General features: G+C 63.9%; 26 protein-coding genes. 17 read left to right on the top strand and 9 right to left on the bottom strand.

Annotated elements, in window-relative coordinates; translation table 11 throughout:
- Nucleotides 1-39 precede the first annotated feature (39 nt).
- A complete protein-coding gene (locus AC1Q6J_RS04465; RefSeq protein ID WP_492278121.1) occupies nt 40-816 on the bottom strand; it encodes an SOS response-associated peptidase in 777 nt (258 codons plus the stop codon).
- Nucleotides 817-936: 120 nt separating this feature from the next.
- Here AC1Q6J_RS04465 and AC1Q6J_RS04460 point away from each other — a divergent pair, with 120 nt between their 5' ends.
- The 6 genes from AC1Q6J_RS04460 to AC1Q6J_RS04435 all read left to right on the top strand — a co-directional run bounded on the left by AC1Q6J_RS04460 (nt 937) and on the right by AC1Q6J_RS04435 (nt 3964).
- A complete protein-coding gene (locus AC1Q6J_RS04460) occupies nt 937-1443 on the top strand; it encodes a hypothetical protein (protein WP_492278163.1) in 507 nt (168 codons plus the stop codon).
- Nucleotides 1444-1445: 2 nt separating this feature from the next.
- Nucleotides 1446-1874 carry an NUDIX hydrolase gene (locus AC1Q6J_RS04455; RefSeq protein ID WP_492278120.1) on the top strand — a complete coding sequence of 143 codons (429 nt, stop codon included), beginning with the start codon at nt 1446-1448 and terminating at the stop codon, nt 1872-1874.
- Between the two features lie 45 nt (nt 1875-1919).
- The gene (locus AC1Q6J_RS04450) at nt 1920-2297 is read left to right on the top strand and encodes a TIGR02301 family protein (RefSeq protein WP_492278119.1); all 378 of its coding nucleotides are present in this window, start codon (nt 1920-1922) and stop codon (nt 2295-2297) included.
- A gap of 183 nt (nt 2298-2480) precedes the next feature.
- Nucleotides 2481-2747 (top strand): hypothetical protein, encoded by a 267-nt coding sequence (locus AC1Q6J_RS04445; RefSeq protein ID WP_024576083.1) that lies wholly within the window; start codon nt 2481-2483, stop codon nt 2745-2747.
- Nucleotides 2748-3321: 574 nt separating this feature from the next.
- Nucleotides 3322-3495 (top strand): hypothetical protein, encoded by a 174-nt coding sequence (locus tag AC1Q6J_RS04440; protein ID WP_492278118.1) that lies wholly within the window; start codon nt 3322-3324, stop codon nt 3493-3495.
- Nucleotides 3496-3604: 109 nt separating this feature from the next.
- Nucleotides 3605-3964 (top strand): GIY-YIG nuclease family protein, encoded by a 360-nt coding sequence (locus AC1Q6J_RS04435; protein WP_492278117.1) that lies wholly within the window; start codon nt 3605-3607, stop codon nt 3962-3964.
- 289 nt (nt 3965-4253) lie between these two features.
- Here AC1Q6J_RS04435 and AC1Q6J_RS04430 read toward each other — a convergent pair whose 3' ends face one another.
- From AC1Q6J_RS04430 to AC1Q6J_RS04410, 5 genes are all read right to left on the bottom strand, one after another.
- Nucleotides 4254-4928, bottom strand: a complete 675-nt coding sequence (locus tag AC1Q6J_RS04430) for an aquaporin (RefSeq protein WP_492278116.1) — start codon at nt 4926-4928, stop codon at nt 4254-4256.
- Nucleotides 4928-5452 (bottom strand): arsenate reductase ArsC, encoded by a 525-nt coding sequence (locus AC1Q6J_RS04425; RefSeq protein ID WP_492278115.1) that lies wholly within the window; start codon nt 5450-5452, stop codon nt 4928-4930. The genes AC1Q6J_RS04430 and AC1Q6J_RS04425 overlap by 1 nt, the downstream gene beginning before the upstream one ends.
- A gap of 9 nt (nt 5453-5461) precedes the next feature.
- On the bottom strand, nt 5462-5932 hold the full coding sequence (locus tag AC1Q6J_RS04420) for an ArsI/CadI family heavy metal resistance metalloenzyme (RefSeq protein ID WP_492278114.1): 471 nt from the start codon (nt 5930-5932) through the stop codon (nt 5462-5464).
- A gap of 16 nt (nt 5933-5948) precedes the next feature.
- Complete coding sequence (locus AC1Q6J_RS04415) at nt 5949-6299, bottom strand: ArsR/SmtB family transcription factor (RefSeq protein WP_492278113.1); 351 nt, start codon at nt 6297-6299, stop codon at nt 5949-5951.
- 254 nt (nt 6300-6553) lie between these two features.
- The gene (locus AC1Q6J_RS04410; protein WP_492278112.1) at nt 6554-7888 is read right to left on the bottom strand and encodes a dihydroorotase; all 1335 of its coding nucleotides are present in this window, start codon (nt 7886-7888) and stop codon (nt 6554-6556) included.
- Nucleotides 7889-8049: 161 nt separating this feature from the next.
- Between AC1Q6J_RS04410 and ygfZ the strand changes: the two genes are divergently transcribed.
- From ygfZ to AC1Q6J_RS04370, 8 genes are all read left to right on the top strand, one after another.
- Nucleotides 8050-8931 (top strand): CAF17-like 4Fe-4S cluster assembly/insertion protein YgfZ, encoded by an 882-nt coding sequence (ygfZ, locus tag AC1Q6J_RS04405; protein WP_492278111.1) that lies wholly within the window; start codon nt 8050-8052, stop codon nt 8929-8931.
- Nucleotides 8928-9551 (top strand): DNA-3-methyladenine glycosylase I, encoded by a 624-nt coding sequence (locus AC1Q6J_RS04400; RefSeq protein WP_492278110.1) that lies wholly within the window; start codon nt 8928-8930, stop codon nt 9549-9551. The genes ygfZ and AC1Q6J_RS04400 overlap by 4 nt, the downstream gene beginning before the upstream one ends.
- A complete protein-coding gene (locus tag AC1Q6J_RS04395; protein WP_492278109.1) occupies nt 9548-10165 on the top strand; it encodes a YfbR-like 5'-deoxynucleotidase in 618 nt (205 codons plus the stop codon). Before AC1Q6J_RS04400 ends, AC1Q6J_RS04395 begins: the two co-directional genes overlap by 4 nt.
- Nucleotides 10166-10398: 233 nt before the next feature.
- Nucleotides 10399-10905: a tyrosine phosphatase family protein gene (locus tag AC1Q6J_RS04390; RefSeq protein ID WP_492278108.1), complete on the top strand. Its 507-nt coding sequence runs from the start codon at nt 10399-10401 to the stop codon at nt 10903-10905.
- 150 nt (nt 10906-11055) lie between these two features.
- Nucleotides 11056-12039, top strand: a complete 984-nt coding sequence (locus tag AC1Q6J_RS04385; RefSeq protein ID WP_492278107.1) for an NUDIX hydrolase — start codon at nt 11056-11058, stop codon at nt 12037-12039.
- 86 nt (nt 12040-12125) lie between these two features.
- The gene (locus AC1Q6J_RS04380; RefSeq protein ID WP_492278106.1) at nt 12126-14801 is read left to right on the top strand and encodes a DUF2339 domain-containing protein; all 2676 of its coding nucleotides are present in this window, start codon (nt 12126-12128) and stop codon (nt 14799-14801) included.
- A gap of 44 nt (nt 14802-14845) precedes the next feature.
- Nucleotides 14846-15421, top strand: a complete 576-nt coding sequence (locus tag AC1Q6J_RS04375) for a TetR/AcrR family transcriptional regulator (RefSeq protein WP_492278105.1) — start codon at nt 14846-14848, stop codon at nt 15419-15421.
- A 60-nt stretch (nt 15422-15481) separates the two neighbouring features.
- Complete coding sequence (locus AC1Q6J_RS04370) at nt 15482-16459, top strand: zinc-dependent alcohol dehydrogenase family protein (protein WP_492278104.1); 978 nt, start codon at nt 15482-15484, stop codon at nt 16457-16459.
- A 34-nt stretch (nt 16460-16493) separates the two neighbouring features.
- Here the strand turns inward: AC1Q6J_RS04370 and AC1Q6J_RS04365 are convergent, their stop codons facing one another.
- Nucleotides 16494-17036, bottom strand: coding sequence for a hypothetical protein (locus tag AC1Q6J_RS04365; RefSeq protein ID WP_492278103.1), 543 nt, complete (start codon nt 17034-17036; stop codon nt 16494-16496).
- A gap of 140 nt (nt 17037-17176) precedes the next feature.
- Entirely contained in the window at nt 17177-18163 is a 987-nt protein-coding gene (gene acuI / locus AC1Q6J_RS04360) for an acrylyl-CoA reductase (NADPH) (RefSeq protein WP_492278102.1), read from the bottom strand.
- Between the two features lie 531 nt (nt 18164-18694).
- Between acuI and nadA the strand changes: the two genes are divergently transcribed.
- The 3 genes from nadA (at nt 18695) to nadC (ending at nt 22445) form a co-directional block, all read left to right on the top strand.
- The gene (nadA, locus tag AC1Q6J_RS04355) at nt 18695-19807 is read left to right on the top strand and encodes a quinolinate synthase NadA (protein ID WP_492278101.1); all 1113 of its coding nucleotides are present in this window, start codon (nt 18695-18697) and stop codon (nt 19805-19807) included.
- Nucleotides 19808-19941: 134 nt separating this feature from the next.
- Entirely contained in the window at nt 19942-21549 is a 1608-nt protein-coding gene (locus AC1Q6J_RS04350; RefSeq protein ID WP_492278100.1) for an L-aspartate oxidase, read from the top strand.
- A 38-nt stretch (nt 21550-21587) separates the two neighbouring features.
- A complete protein-coding gene (nadC, locus tag AC1Q6J_RS04345; protein ID WP_492278162.1) occupies nt 21588-22445 on the top strand; it encodes a carboxylating nicotinate-nucleotide diphosphorylase in 858 nt (285 codons plus the stop codon).
- 238 nt (nt 22446-22683) lie between these two features.
- On the opposite strand, the gene AC1Q6J_RS04340 is transcribed toward nadC, so the two are convergent.
- A complete protein-coding gene (locus AC1Q6J_RS04340; protein WP_492278099.1) occupies nt 22684-24156 on the bottom strand; it encodes a cell wall hydrolase in 1473 nt (490 codons plus the stop codon).
- Nucleotides 24157-24207: the final 51 nt, after the last annotated feature.

Below are 24207 nucleotides of genomic sequence, written 5' to 3'. Positions count from 1 at the left end.
GATGAGATCAGCGCGTGGTTCCTTGAAGCGGCGGCCTTTTTAGAACAAGGAGCCCTGCCCGTTATCCTCTTCGGGCGCGGAGACCTTGACCTTTCGTTGCTGCTCTTTGGGTTGCTTGCGGCTGGCAGCCTCAGCGATGGCAATATCCTCTTCACTGCACGGCAGGATCAGATCCGGGCTGTCATTGGCGACACGGTTCACCGCGGTTGAAACCTCGTGCCAGACGAAAGTCCCCTGAGGCGGTGCGACCAGCAGCTCCATCACAGGCTCAAGATCGATCTCGCCGCCATCGAGCCAGCGATCGAAATCCCGCGGCTCGATCGACACCGGAACGCGGTCGTGCAGCGCCGCCATCTCCGGGGCGGCCGGAGCCGTCACGATCGCCACGGTGTCGACCTCCTCACCATTCGGTCCCATCCAGGTTTCGGCCACGCCCGCAAAACCGATCGGCGCGCCGTCACGCCGGCGGATGAGATGCGGCTGCTTGCGCGTGGGTGAGGTCTTCCACTCGTAATATCCATCCGCCGGAAGAATGCACCGCCGCCGCCGGATGGCGTTGCGGAACGATGGCTTCTCGAGGACGGTTTCGGCGCGCGCATTGATGACCAGCGCGAACGTGCGGGGGTCCTTCACCCATGACGGCAGGAAACCCCAGCGCATCAGCCGAAACTGGCGGACGCCGTTTTCGAGAATCACTACCGGCACCGGCTGGGTCGGAGCAATGTTGTACCGGGGCGGAAAATTCGGCTGCTCGCCATAGCCGAACAGCCGGCGCAGCGCCTCGGGAGATGATGTAATCAGGTATCGCCCGCACATAAAAAGACCCGGAAATGAAGCCTTGGCGACGGAAAATGACACATAAGCGAAACTTGTTCAGCCACCTTTAACCTGCGATGCCCAAACATCATCACGATGCCGAATTCCGCCCTGCACGCCATGTCCCCCGCTGACGACGAGCGCGGCCCTTCAGACGCCCGGTTGGCCGATGACATGGCCGCCCGCGCCCAGCGGCTGCGCGACGCCAACATCAATCCCCGCACCGGCCTTGCCACCGATTACCTGAATCATTTCAACGAAGCGATCATGCTGCTTGAGATGATCCCCGACATTCCCGAGTGTTTCGAGGACTTTCTCGGCTGGCAGCCGATGAGCTATCGCGAGCATTTCGCGGCCTCGCATTTCAAGGCCCGCGACCTTGCCATCAGCGCCTATGATTCGAGCGATCCCGCCGTCCGCGCCGAGTTCGACAACATCACCGCGACCATGACCTCGATCCTGACCACGGTTGGCGAGGCCATGCGCCAGGTCCGGCATTCCGACACCCGCACCATTCTGGCTGAGCAGGCCGCGGGCTGGGTCAAGCCGCTCGTCACCCTGGCAGGCTCCATGATCAACGGCAGCAGCAGCGATGCCGACGACATCGACCAGATCATGAACCGCTGACCGTGACCGGCTTTTCCCATACCGGCCCGCAGCTCGCCGTCAGCGCCGGGATTTTCCGCGACGGCAAGATCCTGCTGGTTCGGCGCGCCCGCGAACCGGCCAAGGGCGTCTACACGTTCCCCGGCGGCCGGGTGGAGTTCGGCGAAAGCCTGACCGAAGCGCTGGCCCGCGAGGTCCGCGAGGAAACCGGCCTCATCATCGAGATCGTCGGCCTGATCGGCTATCGCGAAGCCCTGCCCCCACGAACCGGCGGCCACGGCCATTTTGTCGTCCTGCCGTTCGCCGCCCGCTGGGTCGCCAATGAAGTCGCCCTCAATGACGAACTGGACGACGCTAAATGGCTGCCCCCGCGAGAAGCAGTGAAGGGCCTGCGGGTGACCCAGGGGCTGGACGAGACGATTCGCTCCGCCTGCACCCTGATGGGCCTATAGCCTCTACCTTGCTTCCGGCCCGCTGAACGGGCATATGCGGCCCTGATGCTGAAGCGGATTTTCGCGATTTTCCTGGTGGCGGCAGTGGCTGGTCCGGTTCCGGTCCGGGCACAGGATGCGGCTGCGCCGTTCGACGGCGATCTTCAGCGGCTGGCCGAAATTCTCGGCACCTTGCATTACCTGCGCGGCATCTGCGGCACCAATGAAGGCCAGAAGTGGCGCGCCGAAATGCAGGCGCTGGTGGATGCCGAGACCCCGTCCGGCGAGCGCCGCAGCCGGATGATCGCGAGCTTCAACCGGGGCTATAACGGGTTCCAGCAGACCTACCGCTCCTGCACGCCGGCAGCGACCGTCGCCATCCGCCGCTATCTGGAAGAAGGCTCGAAAATCTCGCGGGACCTGACGGCGCGTTACGCCAACTGACATTTCCGGTGGACGGCGCTCCCCGGCCCGAAAGCGAATGCCGAAAATATCGGGATAACTTGAATTCCCACCGTTAACCTTTCCTAAAGAACCGGCTCGCGGGTCCCGCCCTGCATGCTAATGCTCTGTGCAGTTTCAACCCGTGCAGTCCGCCCGGACGCGTTCCACAGGCAAATTGATTTCATGTCGCATCCTTACCCATGGACGCCCGCTCACGGATTTTCGCCGGATCAGGATCAGAAGCGGGCGGCGCTGAATTACCTCAACGAGGCCTGGGCGGAAGCGCGTCATGACGGCGTCGATGGCGATTGCCTGGCGCAGGCCAGCCTGTTCGCCGCGTTCGCTGAACTCGTCAGCACCTATGGCGAAGACGCCGTGGCGAAATTCGTCGAAGGTCTCGCCGGCCGCATCCGCAGCGGCGAATTCTCGGTGGTCGAGTTCAAGCAGTAAGACGCGCATCGCGCGCAACCCTCTTCACGTCGTCCCCGCCAACACAGGTCGTCATGGCCGGGTCGATGACAGGTTCCGGCGGGGACCCATACTCCCTGCGCTATCGATCCTGTCGCGAAAACAGATCAACGTCTTTCTTCGTCACCGCCAAATCCAGTGGCTATGGGTCCCCGCCTTCGCGGGGACGACACTGAGTGTGTTGAAACGCTCGCATCCACATTCCGATTCAGTTTTCAAACAGCCCGCGCGCGTGGGGCTTGCCCCATTCGCGCAAATGACAAGCGCCATCGCCCCTGTTGTTGTGACGGCGCGGGGGCGCCCGAAACTCCTGCATCGCTTGCCCTCGAAATGAGGGCGCGCGGAACGCCGGATGCGCAAGCGCATCCGCAGCCTCATGCGCAATGGAAACAAGCGCACGAGTGTCTTCACCACGGTCACGCCGCTTCATCCGGCGCTCCGCACGCAATGGTTGGAACGGCTTGCTTCGCGAAGACCCCCGGTGGGCGAGCCTGAGTGATCCACCGCTGGAGGGGACTGATACGCCGCCGCTCTCCCTCTGTACGAGGAGAAAGCCTTGGCGCTGCCCCATGGCGCAGGCGATGCGCCGGGATATCGCGACTTGGGCCGTCCGCGAACGGCGTCGTCGTCATCGCTGTCCGCGCACGATCTGTCCGAAGACAGAAGTTTCGCGCGCATCCGGCGATCGAACACCGCACGCGGCCACCGCATCCCGCCCCGCGTATCGTGACGATCGCGAAACGCCCCTCATGACGGGGACGGGATGAATAGGAATATAGTCTTTTCGTGGGAAATGTCAAGCGCGGCGCTGCGACATCTATCCGTTTATGAGAAGGTGGATGCAGTTAAAGATCGTCATTCCGGGGCGCGCGACTTCGCGCGAGCCCGGAATCCATAGCCATGCGGTTACGATGGCCTACTACGTCTACATGCTCGCGAGCAAAAAGAACGGCACGCTCTATCTCGGCGTGACGAACGACATCGTGCGGCGCGGATACGAACATCGAACCAAGGCCGTTGATGATTTTACCACGCGATACGGAGTGGATAAACTGGTCTGGTTTGAAATCTATGATGAGGCGCTGATCGCGATCGCCCGCGAGAAGGAAATGAAGAAATGGCGGCGGGCCTGGAAGATTCGGCTGATTGAAGAAAACAATCGCGAGTGGGTGGATCTTTATCCCGGGATTGCAAGCTAATCTGGATTCCGGGTCTGCGCCAAGAAGCGCATCCCGGAATGACGAACTGAGATATCCATGCGGGCAACAGCGCCAACATTGTGTGGCTGTCCCCGGATTTGCGCTGCGCTCCATCCGGGCCACGCTTGATTACGCGAGCCCGATATTTTCTGCCGTCATTCCGGGGCGCGCGTTTTCGCGCGAGCCCGGAATCCACAATCGCTCACGAGATTCTTGCATCATGGATTCCGGGCCTGCGCCTTCGGCGCATCCCGGAATGACGGGTGGAGAAATCAGCGCTCCATCCGGGCTACGCTGGCTTCGCAGCCGATCGCCGCCAGAGCCAGCCGCCCACCGTGACGGCGGCCAGCATGCCGATGAGTTGCGCGACGATGAAAAGCAGCACGCCCGCGGGTGCAATACCGGCGAATGTATCCGACAGCGAACGCGCAACCGTCACAGCGGGATTGGCAAACGATGTCGATGCGGTGAACCAGTAGGCCGATGTGATGTACAGGCCAACGGCGTATGGCACAGCCAGCGGAGCGCGCGCCACGCATCCCAGAATCGTCAGCAACAGTCCGAACGTGGCGACGCCCTCGGCAAATAACTGCCCGCCGCCCGAACGCACCGTCGCCGAGAACTGCCAGAGCGGCAGTTCAAACATCAGATGCGCCGCCCAGACGCCCGCGATGCCGCCGATCACCTGCACCGCGATGTAAAGCGCGGCGGTGGACCACGGCAATTCGCCGCGCATTGCGAACGCAATCGAGACGGCCGGGTTGAAATGCGCGCCCGAGATCGGGCCGAAAATCAGGATCAGCACGACAAGGATCGCGCCGGTCGGCAACGTGTTGCACAGAAGCGCGAGGGCGCCGTTTCCACCCGCCAGTTTCTGCGCCATGATTCCCGAGCCGACAACGGCGGCAAGCAGAAATGCAGTGCCGAGCCATTCGGCGAAGGCGCGTTGGGCAACCGAAGGCATCAGGTCGGCTCGGATGCCTTGGTCGCACCCTCCATCATGCCGATATCCCGCAGCCTGTTGGCGAGCGTCAGGTCGTCGAGCGCGCGCAGCGGAAGCGCGCAGAAAACGCCGATGCGCTGGTTGAGCAGCCGGTAGGCTTCCTTGAACGCCACTGCGATCTCCGCCGGCGTTCCCGTCGCCTCCGCCGGATCGGGAATACCCCAATGCGCGGTCATCGGCTGGCCCGGCCAGATCGGACATGACTCTGCGGCTGCACTGTCACAGACGGTGAACACGAAATCGAAAATGGGGGCACCGGGCTGGGCGAATTCGGCCCACGACTTCGAGCGGAAGCCGGATGTGTCGTAGCCGAGACCTTGCAGCAGCTTGATCGTTTCCGGGTGAACCTGCCCTTTCGGCTGGCTGCCGGCGCTATAGGCGCGGAACCTTCCCGCGCCGACCTTGTTGAGGATCGCTTCGCCGATCACCGAGCGCGCCGAATTGCCGGTGCAAAGGAAGAGGACATTGTAGACCTGGTCCGACATCGTAAACCTCTAACAGCAGGTGGAAGCCGCAGCGGGCTTCATTTCGGGTGCGCAACACGCGGATTTTTTCTCGTGCGCGATGCGCGCCTCGTTCTCGCCGGTCCCGTCGCCATAAGTGATGCTCTCGCCAGTGGTGAGAAAGGTCTCCCAGGAGATGCCCGCGGGATCGCCGATCCATGACTTTTCGGACTTGGCATAACAGCAGGCGGTCTCGCCCTGCTCGATGATGTCGCCGCCCGCTGCGCGAAGCCGCGCATAGACCTGCTGCAACTCGTCCGCGTCTTCCACCTGAATGCCGAGATGATCAAGACCGGCCTCACGCCCCCGCGCAGAAATCGCGAAGTTGACGCGCGGATCGTCCAGCATCCACTTTGCATAGTCGGATTTCACAACTGAAGGCTGCGCGGCGAACAACGCCGAATAAAAACCGATCGACTGGGTGAGGTCGTTGACGGCGACGTGAACGTGCAGACGTTTCATGGGATCGCTCCTTCTTTCAGGCAGAAACCTTGCTGCGCTTGCGCGCGGGTTTGCAGGCAACTGCGGCGGGCGCGCATTCGACGGCGCCGCCGCAGCAGTTTTCGGTGAGGTATCCGATCAGGCCGTTCATGGTGTCGAACTGTGCCGCGTAGATCATCGAGCGGCCGTCGCGGCGAACCGTGACAAGGCCCGCTTCGCGCAGCCGATCCAGATGAAACGTGAGGGCATTGGGAGACAGGCCAAGCTCCCCGGCAACCTCGCCCGCGGGCATCCCGTCAGGTCCTGACTGCACCAGCAGGCGATAGGCATCCAGCCTGTTCTCTTGCGAAAGGGCGGCCAGCGCCGCGAGGATGTCCGGCTTGTTCATATTTCAATGATTATTGAAATATCACCCCGCGCGCAAGAGATATTTCAAGGATCATTGAAATAATCCAAACCCCTTCATTCTGTGGCGCGCAATACCCACGGCCGTCATTCCGGGGCGCGTGTCTTCGCGCGAACCCGGAATCCAGAACCACAGGAAGAATGGATTCCGGGCCTGCGCCAAGTGACGCATCCCGGAATGACAAAGAAACTTCAACGTGCGTGCCGCTGCGTGAAGACGACCAGCGCCGCGACACACTACGCCTTCAGCGTCTCCAGAAACCGCACCGCCTCGCCGGTCGATGGCGTCATGACTTCACCCTGCCACATCACGCGCTTGCCGCGCACAAACGTGCCGACCGGCCAGCCCTTGACCTTCACGCCGTCATACGGCGTCCAGCCGGCGCGCGAGGCGATCCACTTGTCGGTGATGGTTTCCTCACGCTTCATGTCCACGATGGTGAAGTCGGCATCGTAGCCCGCCGCGATGCGGCCCTTGCAGGCAATGTTGAACAGCCGCGCCGGGCCGGCGCTGGTGAGATCGACAAAGCGCTGTAGCGACAGCCGTCCCGCGTTGACATGATCCAGCATGATCGGCACCAGCGTCTGCACGCCGGTCATGCCGGACGGCGAGGCCGGATAGACCTTGTCCTTCTCTTCCAGCGTATGCGGCGCATGATCGGAGCCGAGCACATCGATGATACCCTGCTCGATGCCGCGCCAGATGCCGTCGCGGTGGCTGGCGTCGCGCACCGGCGGATTCATCTGGACGCGGGTGCCGAGCCGCTCATAGGCCTCGGGGCCCGCGAGCGTGAGATGATGCGGCGTCGCCTCGCAGGTGGCGACATCCTTGTGGTCGCGCAGATATTCGATCTCCTGTTTGGTCGAGATGTGCAGCACATGAATGCGCTTGCCGGTCTCGCGCGCCAGCGTCACCAGGCGCTGCGTCGCGATCAGGGCCGCATCCTCGTCGCGCCACACCGGATGCGAGCGCGGATCGCCCTCAATGCGCAGATGCTTGCGCTCGTTGAGGCGGTACTCGTCCTCGGCGTGAAATGCCGCGCGGCGGCGGATCACCTTGAAGATGCGGCGCAGGCTGTCGTCGTCCTCAACCAGCAGCGAGCCGGTGGATGAGCCGATGAATACTTTCACGCCCGCGCAGCCCGGCGCGCGCTCGAGATCGGGCAGATGATTGACGTTCTCGCGGGTGCCGCCGATGAAGAAGGCGAAGTCGCAATGCATCCGGTGATGCCCGGCCTTTACCTTGGCGGTGAAGGCTTCCTCGGTCACAGTCAACGGATTGGTGTTCGGCATCTCGAACACGGCGGTGACGCCGCCCAGCACCGCGCCGCGCGATCCGGTTTCGAGATCTTCCTTGTGGGTCAGGCCGGGCTCGCGGAAATGCACCTGCGTATCCATCACGCCGGGCAGGATGTGCAGCCCCTTGCAGTCGATCACCTCGCCGGCGCTGGCTCCACCGAGCGACCCGATTTCCGCGATCCGCCCGCCGGAAATGCCGATGTCGCGGACCCCCTCGCCGTCCTGGTTGACCACGGTGCCGGATTTCAGGATCACATCAAATGTCTGGGTCAATGCTCGAAACTCGTCTGGTGTTGGGGCCGGTTTTTACGCGTTCAATGCTGTGGTTGCACGGCGGCGCAGGCCTTGTTGTCCGCACCTTAGCGCCTTACGTTGCGGTGTAACAACCAGTGGGCGAATTGTCCCAAAGAACTTGAGAATCCCGAGAAAACCTTATGAAAGCAGCGTTTCTGCCGGATCGCGGCGTCGTCAAAGTAAGCGGCGAAGATGCGAGGGCATTCCTCGACGGCCTCCTGACCACCAATGTGGAACTGGTGCGGCCCGGCGTTGGCCGGTTCGGCGCGCTCTTGACGCCGCAGGGCAAGATCATCGTCGATTTTCTAGTCACCGAAGCGCCGGAGGCGCATGGCGGCGGCTTCGTGTTCGATTGTCCGCTGGCGCTCGCGCAGGCCTTCGCCACCAAACTCGGATTCTACAAGCTGCGGAAGAAAGTCACCGTCGACAACCTGTCGTCGCAGCTCGGCGTGATGGCGGCATGGGGCGGCACGCCAGCGATGAAGCCCGACCTCGCGTTTGAAGACCCGCGCGATCCGCAGCTCGGCTGGCGCGTTTTCGTGCCCGACGATCTGGTGGATGAAACTGCCACCGCGCTCGGCGCGGAGGTCAGCGAGAGCGACGCCTATGAAGCACACCGCATCGCCTGCGGTGTGCCGCGCGGCGGGGTCGATTTCATCTACAGCGACGCCTTCCCGCACGAGACCAACATGGATCGTCTGCACGGCGTCGATTTCGACAAGGGCTGCTATGTCGGCCAGGAGGTCGTCTCCCGCATGCAGCATCGCGGCACCGCCCGGACGCGGACGGTCCGCGTCCGGCTCGGCGGCTCGGTGCCGGAAATCGGCCTGCCGGTGACAGCGGGCGACAAGGCCGTCGGTACCATGGGATCGTCGGCGAATGGCGTCGGCCTCGCGCTGCTGCGCACCGACCGCGTGTCCGATGCGCTCGAGGCCGGATTGCCGCTGACCGCGGGCGGCCTGCCGATCAGTCTGGTGTCACCCGATGATGTGAAGGCCGCGCCGAAGCAGGCCTCCGCATGAGAAGCGCGCGCCTGCATGACGATGGCCTGCACCGCTGCCCGTGGCCGGGCGAAGACCCGCTTTACATGGCCTATCACGACACCGAATGGGGCGTGCCGGAATACGACGACCGTGCGCTGTTCGAGAAGCTGATCCTCGACGGATTCCAAGCCGGGCTGTCGTGGATCACGATCCTGCGCAAGCGCGACAATTTCCGCAAAGCCTTCGACGATTTCGAACCGGCCAGGATCGTGCGCTACAGCGACAAGAAGATCGCCGCGCTGATGAACGACGCCGGGATCGTGCGCAACCGCGCCAAGATCGAAGGCACGGTCAACAGCGCCAAGGCCTATCTGAAGATCATGGAAGAAGGTCCCGGTTTCTCGGCGTTCCTGTGGGACTTCGTCGACGGCAAGCCGAAGATCAACAACTTCAAGACCACGGCATCGGTGCCCGCCGCGACGCCGGTTTCGACCAAAATGTCGAAGGAACTGGTTGCGCGCGGCTTCAAGTTCGTCGGGCCGACCATCGTCTACGCCTTCATGCAGGCCACCGGCATGGTCAACGATCATCTCGTGACGTGCCATTGCCACGAGACATGCGGCAGGCTGAAGAAGCCGAAGCGCGTAAAATCAAAATGACCGCGAAGAAACCATCCCCGTCGAAGACGATGGGGCGCGCCTGGCAGCGCATGCTGTCGGGCCGCCGCCTCGATCTGCTCGATCCCTCGCCGCTCGACATCGAGATCGAGGACATCGCGCACGGCCTCGCGCGTGTCGCACGCTGGAACGGACAGACCAACGGCGCGCACATCTTCTCGGTCGCGCAGCACACGCTGCTGGTCGAAGCCGTGCTGCGCCAGCAGACGCCGCGCGTCGATCACAGCATTCGCCTCGCAGCGATGCTGCATGACGCGCCGGAATACGTCATCGGCGACATGATCTCGCCGTTCAAGGCGGTGATCGGCGGCTCATATAAAGTGGTCGAGAAGCGGTTGCTGTCGGCGATCCATATCCGTTTCGGCCTGCCCGCCGTGCTGCCTGCCGAGATCGAGCAGCAGATCAAGGCCGCCGACATGGGCGCGGCCTATCTGGAGGCGACGCACCTTGCAGGCTTCGCGCAGGCCGAGGCCAGGCGCCTGTTCGGCCGCGATCCGAAGCTGCCCGCCGCGACCGAAAAGGATTATGTGACGCCATGGTCCGCCGGGCGGGCGGAAAAGCAGTTTCTCGCGCGATTCAAGGCGCTGCTCGGGTAAAGATCGCAATGCTTTCTTATCCCTCCCCCTTGTGGGGAGGGCGGCGCGTCGAAAGCGAAGCGAACGGCGCGCGGGTGGGGGTGAAAGGGTAGTCTCAACACTTGCTGAGTTCCCACAAGTTGCAGCCCCCACCCCGGCGCTTCGCGCCGACCCTCCCCCACAAGGGGGAGGGACAACTAACATGGCGATTTGGCTGTCGCAGGCATATACTCGTGCGGAACATAAGGACCGCCATGATTCACGTCTGCTCGCTCGCCGCCCTCCCCGCCACCGTCGAAGCCACCGGCGCGCAACACATCCTCACCGTGATGGCGAATGTCGCTCAGGTGGTGCGGCCGGCGTCGGTGCTGGAAGCCAATCACCTGCGCATCCAGATGGACGACATCAACGAGCCGGCGCAGGGATTCGTCGCGCCGTCGCATGAACATGTCGAACGGGCGCTGGCCTTCATCCGCAAATGGGATCGCACCACACCCATGGTGATCCATTGCTACGCCGGAATCAGCCGCTCCACCGCGAGCGCATTCATGGCGGCGTGCGCGCTCAATCCGCATCGGGATGAAACCTCCATCGCCCGGCAGATCCGCGCCGCATCGCCGAGCGCCTATCCCAACCGCCTCATCGTCACACTGGCGGACGAAGTACTCGGCCGCGACGGACGCATGGTCCACGCACTCGACGCGATGGGTCCGGGCAACATGACCATCGAGGGCCGACCGTTCCGGGTCGACCTCGAATGAGAAACGTATCTCCTTGCCGTCACCCTGAGGAGCCGCAGCGCAGCGAAGGCCTCGAAGGGCGACGGCATCACGCTTGCGTCCGCATCCTTCGAGGCTCGCCGCCAACGCGGCTCGCACCTCAGAATGACGACCTCATTATTCTCAGCCGCGATGACCGATAAAGTCCTCACACCGATCGAGATCGGGCTGACGGCAGCCATCGTGTCGATCGATGGCAACGAGCCGTCGATCCTGACCGCCTCCGGCGGCGACGGCAACGAGCTTGAAGGCCTGCCGTTCGGTCCGTTCGACGCGGTCGCTCACCGCACGCTGGATATCGGCCTGCGCTCATGGGTGGAGGAGCAAACCGGCCTGCGGCTCGGCTATGTCGAGCAGCTCTACACGTTCGGCGACCGCGGCCGCCATGCCCAGCGCGGCGACACCGACGCCCATGTCGCCTCGGTCGGCTATCTTGCGCTGACGCGCGCGGCGGACAACACCTCGAAGCCGCAGGTCGCGGGCGCGACTTTCAAGCCGTGGTACCGCTACTTTCCGTGGGAAGACTGGCGCGACGAGCGCCCGGCGATGATCGAGAGAGAGATTCTCCCCGCGCTGGAAGAGTGGGCGGCGCAGTCCGAGAAACCGGACGCCGCGCGCGCGCTGGCGCGCGGCGACCGTGTGCGGCTCTATTTCGGCACCCATGGTGCGCAGTGGGACGAAGAGCGCGTGCTCGACCGCTATGAACTGCTCTATGAGGCCGGGCTGATCGAGGAATCCCGCCGCGACGGACGCCCCGCCGCGCTGGCGCGCAAGACCCTGCCCGCGCTCGGATCGCCGATGCGGTTCGACCACCGCCGGATTCTCGCCACCGCCATCGCGCGGCTGCGCGCCAAGCTGAAATATCGCCCGGTGGTGTTTGAACTTCTGCCGCCGGAGTTCACACTAACGGACTTGCAGCGTACCGTTGAGGCGATCTCGGGGCGTCATTTGCACAAGCAGAATTTCCGCCGGCTGGTGGAGGCCGGCGCACTGGTCGAACCGACCGGCGAGATGTCGACCCAGACCGGCGGACGGCCCGCGGCGCTGTTTCGCTTCCGCCGCGAGGTGTTGCAGGAACGGCCCGCGCCCGGATTGCGGGTACGGGGACGACGCTGAGTTTAAGGCCCGGTTGTTCGGGGCTGCTTTGAATTTTTCGCGTGATCCGAAAGCCCTCGCTGAGGCGGATCACGCAAGGAGGAACGATGGAATTTATTGCGCTGGTCCTTGCACTCATCGCTGTCATCTGGGCGCGCAAGGCCAATATCCGTTCGCACGAAGTCAACGCGCGGCTGACGCAGCTTGAAGCCTCGCTCGCAGGCGGCGCCCGCCCCGTGACAATGCCGGCAGATGCCCCCATCGCGCCGCCGATCGTGCCTGACACAACGACGTCCGAGACGGACATCACCGAACGAGCGCCGTCCACACCGCCGCCGCTGCCGGCAGGAGGTGCGCCGTATCAAGGGCCGGTTGACGATGCGGCGCCTGAGACACCCGCCGAGGCCGGTCCCGGTTTCGAAGAACGTCTCGGCACCCGCTGGGTGGTCTGGGTCGGCGGACTGACTCTCGCGCTCGGCGGCGTGTTTCTCGTTAAGTACTCTATCGAAGCAGGCCTGCTCGGCCCCGGCACGCGCGTGCTGCTCGGCGGCCTGTTCGCGCTGGCGCTGCTCGCCACCGGTGAATACGCGCGGCGCAAGGAAAGCCTGTCCTCGATCGCGCCGCTGCCGATCGCCAACATCCCGGCCATCCTCACCGCTGCCGGAACGGCAGTCGCCTTCGCGACCGTGTACGCGTCCTATGCGCTCTATGGTTTTCTGTCGCCGCCCGTCGCCTTCGTCCTGCTCGGGGCGGTCGCGCTGGGCACGCTTGCCGCCGCTTTGCTGCACGGTCCGGCACTCGCGGGTCTCGGCGTCATCGGTGCGTTCGTGACGCCGGTGCTGGTGGCGTCGGACAAGCCCGACTACTGGGCGCTCTATATCTACATCGCCATCGTGACCGCAGCCGCCTTCGGCCTGGCGCGCATTCGCCTGTGGCGCTTGCTTGCCGGCACCACGATCGTGTTCGGCGCGGTCTGGATGCTGTTCGATATCGCGCGTCCCGATACGCTCGGCCCGCATGCGTTCGACATCATCGCCGGCTTTGTTCTCGCCGCAATCCTGGTGGTGGCCGGGTTCATGTTCGGGCCTTCGGCGGAGCAAGGCCGTGTCGAATCGGTGTCAACGATCTCCCTCTCGGTGTTCCTGTTCGGCGCGACAGCACTTGTACTGTGCAACAATCACGCCGATGCCGCGATGATCGTGTTCGCGCTGCTGGTCGCCGCGACTTTCGCGATTGCATGGCGCGCGGAAAGCGCTGTCGGCGCAATCGGCGCAGCCGCTGTGCTGGTGTTCGCGGTGTTTGCGGAATGGGCCATTCGCGCCAATCCCGATCTCGCCGTGGTGCCTGGCGGTCCCCTGCCCGGCGTCGGCCCGCGCGCCGATGACGGTTCGATCAGCATGCATCTCGTCACGGCGGCAGGTTTCGGCGCAGCGTTCGGCGCGGCGGGTTTCCTCGCTCAGGGCCGTTCCATCAGCGCCATCCTTCCGGTGATCTGGGCGGCGGCCGGCGTGTTCACGCCGCTGGCGCTGCTGGTCGCGCTCTACGCGCGTATCGCGCATCTCGACCGCTCGATCCCGTTTGCGATCATCGCCATTGCCGTCGCGGGTGCATTCGCTGCGGCAACCGAACTCCTGACCAAGCGCGAGGCGCGTCCCGGCCAGATGATCGCAACCGCCTTGTTCGCCACCGGCACCCTCGCCGCGCTGGCGTTGGCGTTCACGTTCGCGCTGGAGAAAGGCTGGCTCACCATCGCGCTGGCGCTGATGTCGCTCGGCACGGCGTGGATATCCATGAAGCGGCCGATCCCGTTCCTGCGCTCGCTTGCCGCGATCCTCGCCGGCATTGTGGTGCTGCGTATCGGCCACGAGCCGCGCATCGTGGGCAACGATCTCGGCACCACGCCGATCTTCAACTGGCTGCTGCTCGGCTACGGCATTCCGGCGGCCTCGTTCTGGCTCGGCAGCATCTTCCTGCGCCGGCGCGGCGACGATGCTCCGCTGCGCAGTATCGAGGCCGCGGCAATCCTGTTCACTGTGCTGCTCGCCTTCACCGAGATTCGTCATTACATCAACAATGGCGATATCTATCGCACATCATCGAGCCTGATCGAGATCGGCCTGCAAGTCTGCGTTGCGCTGGCCATGGCGATCGGACTGGAGCGGCTTCGCATCCGGACAGGCAGCGTCATCCACAATGTCGGGGCGCTGCTGCTGACATGGTTCGCAGGACTCGCGGTTCTGTTCGGCCTGTTCTTCATCGCGAACCCGTTGATCTGGAGCATCGAGATCGCGGGACCATTCATCAACCCGCTGATCCTCGGCTATGCAATCCCGGCGATCCTCGCCCTGCTGTTGTCCTATGCCGTGGCGGGACGCCGTGCCGCGGCCTATGCCAACACCATCGCCGCTGGTGCGCTCATCCTCGCGCTGGCTTACATCACGCTGGAGATCCGCCGCCTCTATCACGGGCCGTTCCTGAACAGACTCAGCGCCTACGACGCCGAGCAGTACACCTACTCAGTGGCGTGGCTGGTGTTCGGCGTGCTGCTGCTGGGGATCGGCCTGCTGCTGCCGTCGCAGCGCGCGCGGCTGGCCTCCGCCGTGATGATCGCCATCACCATTCTCAAAGTGTTCCTGATCGACATGTCGAACCTGACCGGAGCCTGGCGGGCGTTCTCGTTCATCGGTCTGGGCCTCGTGCTGGTCGCGATCGGATGGCTGTACCAGCGCATCCTGTTCAAGCAGACGCGGCCGCCTGCGCAGGAGCCCGCCGCTGGCGCGTGAACGATTTGCTTTGCGATTGACGTGCGAGGTCCTAGATAGACGCCATGGCGAGGCCCCGCACGTTCGATCCCGATGACGTTCTGAATATTGCGCTCGACGTTTTCTGGCGCAAAGGATTCCGCGGCACGTCGCTCGACGACATCACGGCTGAAAGCGGCCTCGCCAAACCGAGCCTCTACGCTGCCTTCGGGGACAAGAACGCACTGTTCCTGAAAGTTCTCGACCGCTATCACGACGGGATCATCGCACGTACCGGGAAGTTGCTCGCCCGAAACTCGTCCGCCCGCGACGCGATCTCTGACTGGCTGGAAAGCTTTGTGCCCTATTGCTCGGGCAGCAAGGGCACGCGCGGCTGCCTCTCCATCAACAATGCCACCGAGTTTCCCGCCGATCAGGCCGATCTGCTTGCCAGCGTCGAACGCTACAATGCCCGGCTCGAGGACCTGATCCGCCGCCGGCTCGAAACCGACCGGGATCAATTCTCCAAGGATTTCAACCCCAAAGCCGCGGCCTACTTCATCATCACGCTTTACAACGGGCTGATGGTGATGGCGCGGCAGGCGCCGAGCGCAGCCAATGTCAGAGCTGCCATACGCACCGCCATATCCTCGCTCGATTGACTCGGGTATCTCATTATGTACTTTAAAGTACATAATGAACCCCAGCTAGGATAGTTCTCGATGAAAGCGATTCAGATTGCCAGTTACGGCAAGCCTTCCGACGTGGCGAAATGCGTGGAACTCCCCGACGTCTCAGCACCGGCGGCCAATGAAGTCGTCATCGAGGTCGAGGCATCCCCGGTCAATCAATATGACCTTCTCATGATCTCGGGCGGCTACGGCTATCGGCCCGAATTGCCTCTCATTGCCGGTACTGAAGGGGCCGGACGTGTGGTCGCCGTCGGCAGCGCCGTGAAGCATTTGAAGGAAGGCGATCGCACGCTGGTGCCGTTCCTTCATCCCTCATGGGCACAGCGGATCAAGACCGACGCACCCTGGCTGCGCCCGCTGCCGTCCGGCGACATCAAGCAGTTTGCGATGATGAGCGTCAATCCGCCGACCGCCTATCTGCTGCTGACGGACATCGTGAAGCTGCCGCGTGGGTCGTGGGTGATTCAGAACGGCGCCAATTCCGGTGTTGGCCGCGCCGTCATCGCGATTGCAAAGGTCCTTGGCCTCAAAACCATCAATGTCGTGCGCCGTGAAGACGTGATCGCCGAGCTGAAAGCCATCGGCGGCGATGTTGTTCTTCTGGACGGCAGCGATCTTGCCAAACGCGTCGCGGCGGAAACCGGCAAGGCCCCGATCCATCTGGCGCTGGACGGAATTGCCGACGCGTCGCCCATGAACATGATGGGCTGTCTGTCAGATGCAGGAACGCTGGTGTCCTACGGAGGGACCAGCCGCAAGCCGATGGCGGTTCATCCCGGCAACCTGATTTTCAAGCAGCAGACCGTGCGCGGCTTCTGGCTCTATTTCTGGTACCAGAAAGCGACAGCCGAGCAGTTTACGACGATGTTCGACTATCTTGCGCCGCTGGTCGCGAGCGGAGAAATCTCTACGCCTGTCGCAGCGACATTCGGCTTGGAAGACGTGAAGCAAGCCATCGCCAAGGCCGGCGAAAGCGGCGGCAAGGTGCTGTTCACGCCGAATATTTGAGCCTGCGCGCTGCGGCCTGCCGCAGCGGCATCGCTTACTCGCTGGCGGAGCGGCGCAGCTCAAGCGCCGGTTCGGCACGAACCGAAGCCGGACGCACTTCGGCGCGCGGGGTCGCGTCCGCCGACTGGGTCACGCCCGGCGCGCGCAGCGAGCGCGGACGCGAAATCGAACGCGCCAGGAACACGCGCGCATTGCCGTGACGGCGGAAATCGCAATAGGCAAAGCCCATGCCCGACACCGAGCCGCGGAAGCTGACATTGTCGGTCTTGTTCAGGTTGAAGCACGGCTCGAACGGAATGCCCTTGATCGACGCGCAGATCTGCTGGCCGCGCACCTGAAGCGTATTGGACGGCAGCCGCATATGGCGCGTCTCGCCCGCGCCGCTGAACTGCACCGCGCCCGCCGCCGCGCCGTCATTGGTGATCTTGCCGACACCCTTGGTGCCGTCGAAGCAGGTGAAGGCGAACATCTTGTTGGCCACGAACCTGCGCGCTTCGTCCGCATTCAGGGTTTCAGCGAACACCGGCGCGGCAACCGAACCGGCAAGCAGGGCTCCAAGAACGATGCGCACGAGCATGCGAGCTACTCCAACTGACTGAACCGCGGATCACGAAAACCCACCGGGCCGAGCGCCCGGCGGTTTACCCCTTAACCCGCTGATTACCATACCAACCATGGCAACATTGGAGCACCATGGTTTGTAAAGTCTGAACATCCTCAGGAAATTCTCACCACCGTGCGGCCACGTAGCTGGCCCGCGAGAATTTTCGGGGCCACATCGAGAACCTGGTCAAGGCTGATTTCCGTAGTCATTTCAGCTAGTTTCGCGTGGTCGATATCCGTGGCGAGCCGCGCCCAGGCGGCCTTGCGCGGGCCAATCGGGCACATCACGGAATCGATGCCCAAAAGGCACACCCCGCGCAAAATGAAGGGTGCCACCGACGACGGCAGGTCCATGCCGCCCGCAAGCCCGCACGCGGCAACCGCGCCGCCGTACTTCGTCATCGACAAAAGATTCGCCAGGGTGGCCGATCCGACGCTGTCGATGCCGCCCGCCCAGCGCTCCTTGCCAAGCGGCTTGCCCGGCGCGGACAATTCATTGCGGTCGATGATCTCGGCTGCACCGAGGCTGCGCAGATAATCGCCTTCAGCCGCGCGGCCGGTCGATGCGATGACGTGGAAGCCGAGCCTGGAGAGCAGCGACACCGCCACCGATCCGACGCCACCAGCCGCGCCGGTGACGATCATCGGGCCGCTCGTTGGCGTGAGGCCGTGCTTCTCAAGCGCCAGCACCGACAGCATCGCAGTGAAACCCGCGGTGCCGATCGCCATCGCCTCGCGCGTGGTCATGCCGTCCGGTAAACGCACCAGCCAGTCGCCCTTGACGCGCGCCTTCTCGGCATAGGCGCCGAGATGGGTTTCACCGAGACCCCAGCCGGTCGAGACAACCTTGTCACCGGCCTTCCAGCCGGGATGCGAGGACTCCAGAACCGTGCCCGCGAAATCGACGCCGGCGATCATCGGAAAGCGGCGCACCACCGGCGACTTGCCGGTGACAGCAAGACCGTCCTTGTAGTTCACGGTGGACCACTCGACGGCTACGGTGACATCGCCGTCCATCAGGTCCGCATCGTCGAACTGCGTCAGCGACGCCGTGGTGCCTTTTTCAGCCTTGTCGATCCGAACTGCCTTGAACATTGCCAAACCTTCTCTCCGTCTTTTCTTGTGCGGTTGAAATCCGGCCTCCTGATTGGCGGCTCCGGTCCACTTTGCCAAGCCCTTCCGGCGTGATCCCCGAGAAGCGGGAACTGGTTTTCGGAGAAGATCGTGCCCTCAGCGAAAATAAGTCCGCAGCCATCGTCACATCGCTGGGCGACCCGCGGACGCATTCCCGCCATGCGGGAATTTTGCGGCATGCCTCTGGCGAGGTGCCGGGCGACCTGCTATATTTGTTTTGCTCGTTATGAGAATAAGTAACGGGCAAGGCGAGTAAGGGAACGCTGGGCCACCAAGTCCGTCGTTGCTTTCAGGAACCCGAGTTTAGAACGCCGGCCACGGAGCGAATTCCGCAAAAGTGGGTACCGGTTTTGCGCAGAATTCGCGTCCGATTTTTAGTCGGGAGCATTTTCTTCACGCGAACCGGAAGACCACTTCGCTGGAAAATGCTCATGGGCCGGATTTCTCAAGGCCCTGATATGCTCAAAATGAGTATATCAGGCATTCAAGGAGGCTGCGATGCCGATCTCAGGAATTTACGGTCCCGGCGATTTCGGGAATCCGGTCCACCGCCAGCCGGCGGGCGTGACCCGTCCCCGTCTCACCGACGCCGAGCGCGCGCACGCATTGCCGATGCCCTCGCTGGAATGGACGCCCGAGGTCGAGCGCGCCACCGCGCATCTCTACGCCAAGGTGAAGAACGTCATTCCCGAGATCGAGTGGCCGTTCATGGCGCCTTACGTCAAGGCGATCAACGATCTCAAGAACCAGCGCAACGCGGTGATCCTTGCTCACAACTACCAGACGCCGGAAATCTTCCACTGCGTGGCCGACATCGGCGGCGACTCGCTGCAACTCGCGCGCGAGGCGACGAAGGTGAAGGAGAAGGTCATCGTCCAGTGCGGCGTGCATTTCATGGCGGAGACCTCGAAGATCCTGAACCCGGACAAGACCGTGCTGATCCCGGATTCGCGCGCCGGCTGCTCGCTGGCGTCATCGATCACCGGCGCGGATGTGCGCCTGCTGCGCGAGCGCTTCCCCGGCGTGCCGGTGGTGGCTTACGTCAACACGTCTGCCGACGTGAAGGCGGAGGTCGACATCTGCTGCACCTCGTCCAACGCCGTGCAGGTGGTGGAGAGCCTCAACGCCGACACCGTGATCTTCCTGCCGGACCAGTATCTGGCGAAATACGTGGCCTCGAAAACCAGCGTGAAGATCATCGCGTGGAAAGGCGCCTGCGAGGTGCATGAGCGCTTCACCGGCGACGAACTGCGCACCTATCGCGAAGCTGATCCGAGCGTGCAGATCATCGCGCACCCCGAGTGCCCGCCCGATGTGATCGCGGAAGCGGATTTCACCGGCTCGACCGCGCACATGATCGACTGGGTCCGCAAGCACCAGCCGAAGCGCATCGTCATGGTCACCGAATGCTCGATGGCGGACAACGTGCAGGCCGAATTACCGAATGTCGAGTTCGTCAAGCCATGCAACCTGTGCCCGCACATGAAGCGCATCACGCTGCCGAAGATTCTCGACAGCCTGATCTACATGCGTGAGGAAGTGACCATCGATCCCGCGATCATCGGCAATGCCCGGCGTTCGGTGGAGCGCATGATCAATCTGAAGAACTGAGGGCGCCCTTCGAGGCTCGCTCCGCTCGCACCTCAGGGTGACGACGGAAACAACATCGGACGTCATCCTGAGGTGCGAGGTGCAATCGCGCCGAGCCTCGAAGGATGACAAGAGTACAGCGCAAGGCATCTGCCATGAGCACATCGAACATCGCGTCTTTGTCTACTCACGCATCCTCCGACGTCATCATCGTCGGTGGCGGACTTGCGGGCCTGTTCTGCGCGCTGAAACTCAGCCCCCGCCCGGTCACGGTGATCTCCGCCGCGCCGCTTGGCGAAGGCGCGTCAAGCGCATGGGCGCAAGGCGGCATCGCGGCGGCGGTTGCCGACGGCGACAGCGCCGAAGCTCATGCCGCCGACACCATCGCGGTGGGCGGCGGCATCGTCGATGAGGACGTCGCGCTTGCGCTGGCCCGCGAAGCCGGCGCGCGCATCCATGATCTCCTGCAATACGGCGTGCCGTTCGACCGTGACCTCGAAGGCAAACTGGCTGTCGGGCGCGAGGCCGCGCATTCCGCGCGGCGCATCGTCCACGTCCAGGGCGACCGCGCCGGCAAGGCCATTATCGCGGCGCTGATCGAAGCGGTGCGCAAGACGCCCTCGATCCGTGTACTCGAAGGTTACACCGCCGAAGCGTTGCTGACCGAGGGCGACGCCGTCACCGGGTTGCAACTGCGCAAGGCCGGCGACGCGGTTGCAGCGCCGGTCATGGTGCCCTCACGCGCGATCGTACTCGCGACGGGCGGCATCGGGCATCTTTATGCGGTCACGACGAATCCCGCCGAGGCCAGCGGATCAGGTCTCGCCATCGCCGCGCGCGCCGGCGCGATCATCGCCGACCCGGAATTCGTGCAGTTCCATCCGACCGCCATCATGGTCGGCCGCGACCCTGCGCCGCTCGCGACAGAAGCCTTGCGCGGCGAAGGCGCGACGCTGGTCAACGGCAAGGGCGAACGCTTCATGCTGGCGCGCAACCCGCTTGCGGAACTCGCGCCGCGCGACATTGTCGCGCGCGGGGTGTTCGCGGAAATCGCCGCCGGGCGCGGCGCGTTCCTCGATGCAACGAACGCGCTCGGCCAAAAATTCGCGGAGAAATTTCCGACCGTCTATGCAAGCTGCATCGCGGCAGGTCTTGATCCCGCGACGCAGCCGATCCCGATTGCGCCCGCCGCGCATTACTACATGGGCGGCATCGCCGTGGATCATCACGGCCGCACCTCGCTGAAAGGCCTGTGGGCCGGCGGCGAAGTCTCAAGCACCGGCGCGCATGGCGCCAACCGCCTTGCCTCAAACTCGCTGCTGGAGGCCGTGGTCTATGCCGCGCGCATCGCCGAGGACATCAATGGGAAGATATTCGCCGCACCGGTTCGGCTGCGTGACGAGACGACGCTGCGCAACAGTGCCATGCCGCAGCTCCGCGAGGCCAATCTGCGCGCCATGATGAGTTCCCATGTCGGCGTGGTCCGCGACGGCGAGCGGCTGATGGATGCGATCCAGACGTTCGCAGTCATCGAGCAGACCACTGGCAACATCGCACTGCGCAACATGGCGACCACGGCGCTGATCGTCGCCGCCTCCGCGTGGTCGCGCTGCGAAAGCCGCGGCGCGCACTTCCGCTCGGATTATCCGGCGGAAGATCCGGCACAGCGGCATCGCACAATGACGACGCTGATCGAGGCGCGTAACATCGCCGCGACGATGGCCGATGCCGCGCCTCGCAAACGCACTTCGACAGGAGCCTGATCTTGAGTATCAGCGACGTTCTCAATCCCGCCGCCCTGATGCATCCGGACGCATTCCTGTCGCCGCTGGCCATCGACGATGCGGTGACGCGCGCGCTGGCCGAGGATCTTGGCCGTGGCGGCGACGTCACGTCTGTTGCGACCATACCCCCCACGGTTCATGCCCATGCGGTTCTTGTTGCGCGGCAGGCCGGCGTGATCGCGGGCTTGCCGCTGGCGGTGGCGGTGTTTCAGCGCCTGTCGCCCGACATCAACATTCAGGCCCATGTGCATGACGGCAATGCCGTCGCCAGGGGCGTGCATGTGCTGACAATCTCCGGCCCTGCCCGCGCCGTGCTCGCGGGGGAACGCACCGCGCTGAATTTCGTCGGACGTCTCTCCGGCATTGCGACCCTGACCTCGGACTACATCCGCCATGCCGGCGTCACCAAAATGCGGGTCTGCGACACCCGCAAGACCACGCCGGGACTGCGCGCGCTGGAAAAGTACGCCGTGCGCTGCGGCGGCGGCTTCAACCATCGCTTCGGCCTCGATGACGCCGTGCTGATCAAGGACAACCACATCGCGGTCGCAGGCGGCGTGAAGCCCGTGCTGGAACGCGCGCGGGCGCATGTCGGGCATCTGGTCAAGATCGAGATCGAGGTCGATACGCTCGATCAGTTGCGCGAGGTGCTGGCGACGGGCCTCGCCGACGTTGTGATGCTCGACAACATGGACATCCCGACCCTGCGCGAGGCGGTCGCAATCACCAATAGACGCGTGGTGCTGGAAGTGTCCGGCGGCGTGACGCTGGCGACGATCGGCGAGATCGCGACAACCGGCGTAGACTATGTGTCATCCGGCGCGCTGACGCATTCGGCGCCGAACTTCGACGTCGCGCTGGATATCGACGCGTAGGGCGCACCATCCCTCCCCCTTGTGGGGAGGGTCGCATCGGCGACCCTTGGTCGCCGTAATAGGCTAATTTGAACGCCGATGCGTTGCATCGGCTATGGCGAAGCGGAGGCCGGGGTGGGGGTCTGTCGCAACTGCTGTGAGGTCACCCCCACCCGACGCATTGCTCGCTTCGCTCTCAATGCGCCACCCTCCCCACAAGGGGGAGGGAAAAGAAGCACGACAGTCGATTTGCTGGCTGCTACTTCCCGGCTTCGATCTCCGCCGAACTCTTCGCCGCCTCGGCGAGCTTTGCGGAGATCGCCGCAGTTTCCGCAGCCGTGCCCCAGGTCGGCGCGTCCTTGCCGTCGCCCCAGGCGCGCGGACGATAGAAGGTATGTACGCCGTATTTGTACATCTTCTTCATCTCGTTGACCCATGACGGGCGCACCCAGTAGGCGTGATAGTGCGTCGACTTGCCGACTTCCGGCAGCCACAGCCGTCCGTCGAGGCTTTCGCGCGCGATCTTCCTGGCGCGCTCCCACATGTCCGGCTCTTTGACCACATCGCGGATGCCGTCGCAGGCGAAGGTGAACTGGCAGGACAGGTGGCGGTGCGAATTCTGGTAGACGACGCCGCACACCGTGCTCGGATAGTAACCGGAGAAGGCGCGGTTCAGCACGACCTGCGCCACCGCGATCTGCCCGCGCACCGCTTCGCCGCGCGCTTCGAAGTAGATCGCATCGGTCAGGCACTTCTCGGATTTCGCGCGCGTCCTGGCGTCGAGGCCGAGCCGCTCCGCCGGCGTCCGCGGCCGCTGGCTCTCGCCGGTGACTTCGCCCTTGCTTGCGACGCTTTCGCCGCCGGTGGACGGGGCTGAAGACTGGTTCTGCAACGCCGCAGGCATCTTCATGTCGGGGTCGATACCCGGCACCACGATGACCGGCTCTTCGCCGGGCTGCCAGCGCTCAAGCGATCCGCTTGTCACGCCGAGCGAGGAATTGCCGAAAAACAGGGTCGCGGTCTGGAACGAAAAACCGTCGCGGTTCGATTCCGGCGTGGCGGCGGCACCGTCCTGATTGGTGTTCGCGCGCGCCGCGTTGAGCGGATGATCGGCGGGAAGGTCCTGAAGCGAAACGGACGACTCATATTGCGGCAGGCGTGGCGCATTCAGCGCGGCTTCGAGTTCGGCATCGAGCGGCGCCGATGCATTCACCACCGGAGCGGCCTCCGCTTCAGGCGTGACCTCGGCCGTTTTCGCGCCCCTGACGGACGCGTTGGAATTCGGTTGATCCTGCCCGGGCTGCGGCTGCGGCGCGACGGCGGGGGCGGCAGCCTCAGGAACGTAAACCGGAAGACGGTCGCCCTTCGACGAGCGCACGACTTTCGGGAAATCCGACTTTTGCAGCGGACGCAGCACCGGCCCGAGCGGATCGCGGCTGACCGAGCCGGTGAAATCCACGCCCGTGCTGTCGAGGCTGGCCAGACGATATGGGAGTGTTTCGCGGGTATTGGTGCCGATCGGACGGGGCAGATTGAACGAGGCGACCTGCAACATGCGGCGCGACGATGCGAAGATGTATTCCTGCCAGCGTTCAGCGACGCCGGGCTGACGTGCCAGCAGTGACGCAAGATCCTGATAGCCGATTTCGGTCGGGCTCACTGTCAGAAGACAGAGAACAAAGCCGAAGGGCGCGAACCGCGCGCCCTTCGACCCGTTACGCAACACAGACATCGATACGCTCACGCAACTAACGCTTATACACACGCAACCGAACCGCACATT

This window comes from Afipia sp. MLSD5-FHT05B12 (assembly GCF_058793355.1).
The sequence above is the reverse complement of the archived record's forward strand: the minus strand, read 5'-3'. Positions and strand labels throughout refer to the sequence as shown.

Excerpts from the sequence above, each read along its gene's own strand:
- AC1Q6J_RS04375 (WP_492278105.1), top strand. The coding sequence starts at position 14,846 with ATGGCGAGGCCCCGCACGTTCGATCCCGATGACGTTCTGAATATTGCG.
- AC1Q6J_RS04390 (WP_492278108.1), top strand. The coding sequence starts at position 10,399 with ATGATTCACGTCTGCTCGCTCGCCGCCCTCCCCGCCACCGTCGAAGCC.
- nadC (WP_492278162.1), top strand. The coding sequence starts at position 21,588 with ATGCATCCGGACGCATTCCTGTCGCCGCTGGCCATCGACGATGCGGTG.
- AC1Q6J_RS04340 (WP_492278099.1), bottom strand. The coding sequence starts at position 24,156 with ATGTCTGTGTTGCGTAACGGGTCGAAGGGCGCGCGGTTCGCGCCCTTC.
- AC1Q6J_RS04365 (WP_492278103.1), bottom strand. The coding sequence starts at position 17,036 with ATGCTCGTGCGCATCGTTCTTGGAGCCCTGCTTGCCGGTTCGGTTGCC.
- ygfZ (WP_492278111.1), top strand. The coding sequence starts at position 8,050 with ATGAAAGCAGCGTTTCTGCCGGATCGCGGCGTCGTCAAAGTAAGCGGC.
- AC1Q6J_RS04445 (WP_024576083.1), top strand. The coding sequence starts at position 2,481 with ATGTCGCATCCTTACCCATGGACGCCCGCTCACGGATTTTCGCCGGAT.
- AC1Q6J_RS04465 (WP_492278121.1), bottom strand. The coding sequence starts at position 816 with ATGTGCGGGCGATACCTGATTACATCATCTCCCGAGGCGCTGCGCCGG.
- AC1Q6J_RS04385 (WP_492278107.1), top strand. The coding sequence starts at position 11,056 with ATGACCGATAAAGTCCTCACACCGATCGAGATCGGGCTGACGGCAGCC.
- nadA (WP_492278101.1), top strand. The coding sequence starts at position 18,695 with ATGCCGATCTCAGGAATTTACGGTCCCGGCGATTTCGGGAATCCGGTC.
- AC1Q6J_RS04430 (WP_492278116.1), bottom strand. The coding sequence starts at position 4,928 with ATGCCTTCGGTTGCCCAACGCGCCTTCGCCGAATGGCTCGGCACTGCA.
- AC1Q6J_RS04425 (WP_492278115.1), bottom strand. The coding sequence starts at position 5,452 with ATGTCGGACCAGGTCTACAATGTCCTCTTCCTTTGCACCGGCAATTCG.
- AC1Q6J_RS04380 (WP_492278106.1), top strand. The coding sequence starts at position 12,126 with ATGGAATTTATTGCGCTGGTCCTTGCACTCATCGCTGTCATCTGGGCG.
- AC1Q6J_RS04400 (WP_492278110.1), top strand. The coding sequence starts at position 8,928 with ATGAGAAGCGCGCGCCTGCATGACGATGGCCTGCACCGCTGCCCGTGG.
- AC1Q6J_RS04435 (WP_492278117.1), top strand. The coding sequence starts at position 3,605 with ATGCAGTTAAAGATCGTCATTCCGGGGCGCGCGACTTCGCGCGAGCCC.
- AC1Q6J_RS04460 (WP_492278163.1), top strand. The coding sequence starts at position 937 with ATGTCCCCCGCTGACGACGAGCGCGGCCCTTCAGACGCCCGGTTGGCC.
- AC1Q6J_RS04370 (WP_492278104.1), top strand. The coding sequence starts at position 15,482 with ATGAAAGCGATTCAGATTGCCAGTTACGGCAAGCCTTCCGACGTGGCG.
- AC1Q6J_RS04415 (WP_492278113.1), bottom strand. The coding sequence starts at position 6,299 with ATGAACAAGCCGGACATCCTCGCGGCGCTGGCCGCCCTTTCGCAAGAG.
- AC1Q6J_RS04420 (WP_492278114.1), bottom strand. The coding sequence starts at position 5,932 with ATGAAACGTCTGCACGTTCACGTCGCCGTCAACGACCTCACCCAGTCG.
- AC1Q6J_RS04395 (WP_492278109.1), top strand. The coding sequence starts at position 9,548 with ATGACCGCGAAGAAACCATCCCCGTCGAAGACGATGGGGCGCGCCTGG.
- AC1Q6J_RS04350 (WP_492278100.1), top strand. The coding sequence starts at position 19,942 with ATGAGCACATCGAACATCGCGTCTTTGTCTACTCACGCATCCTCCGAC.
- AC1Q6J_RS04450 (WP_492278119.1), top strand. The coding sequence starts at position 1,920 with ATGCTGAAGCGGATTTTCGCGATTTTCCTGGTGGCGGCAGTGGCTGGT.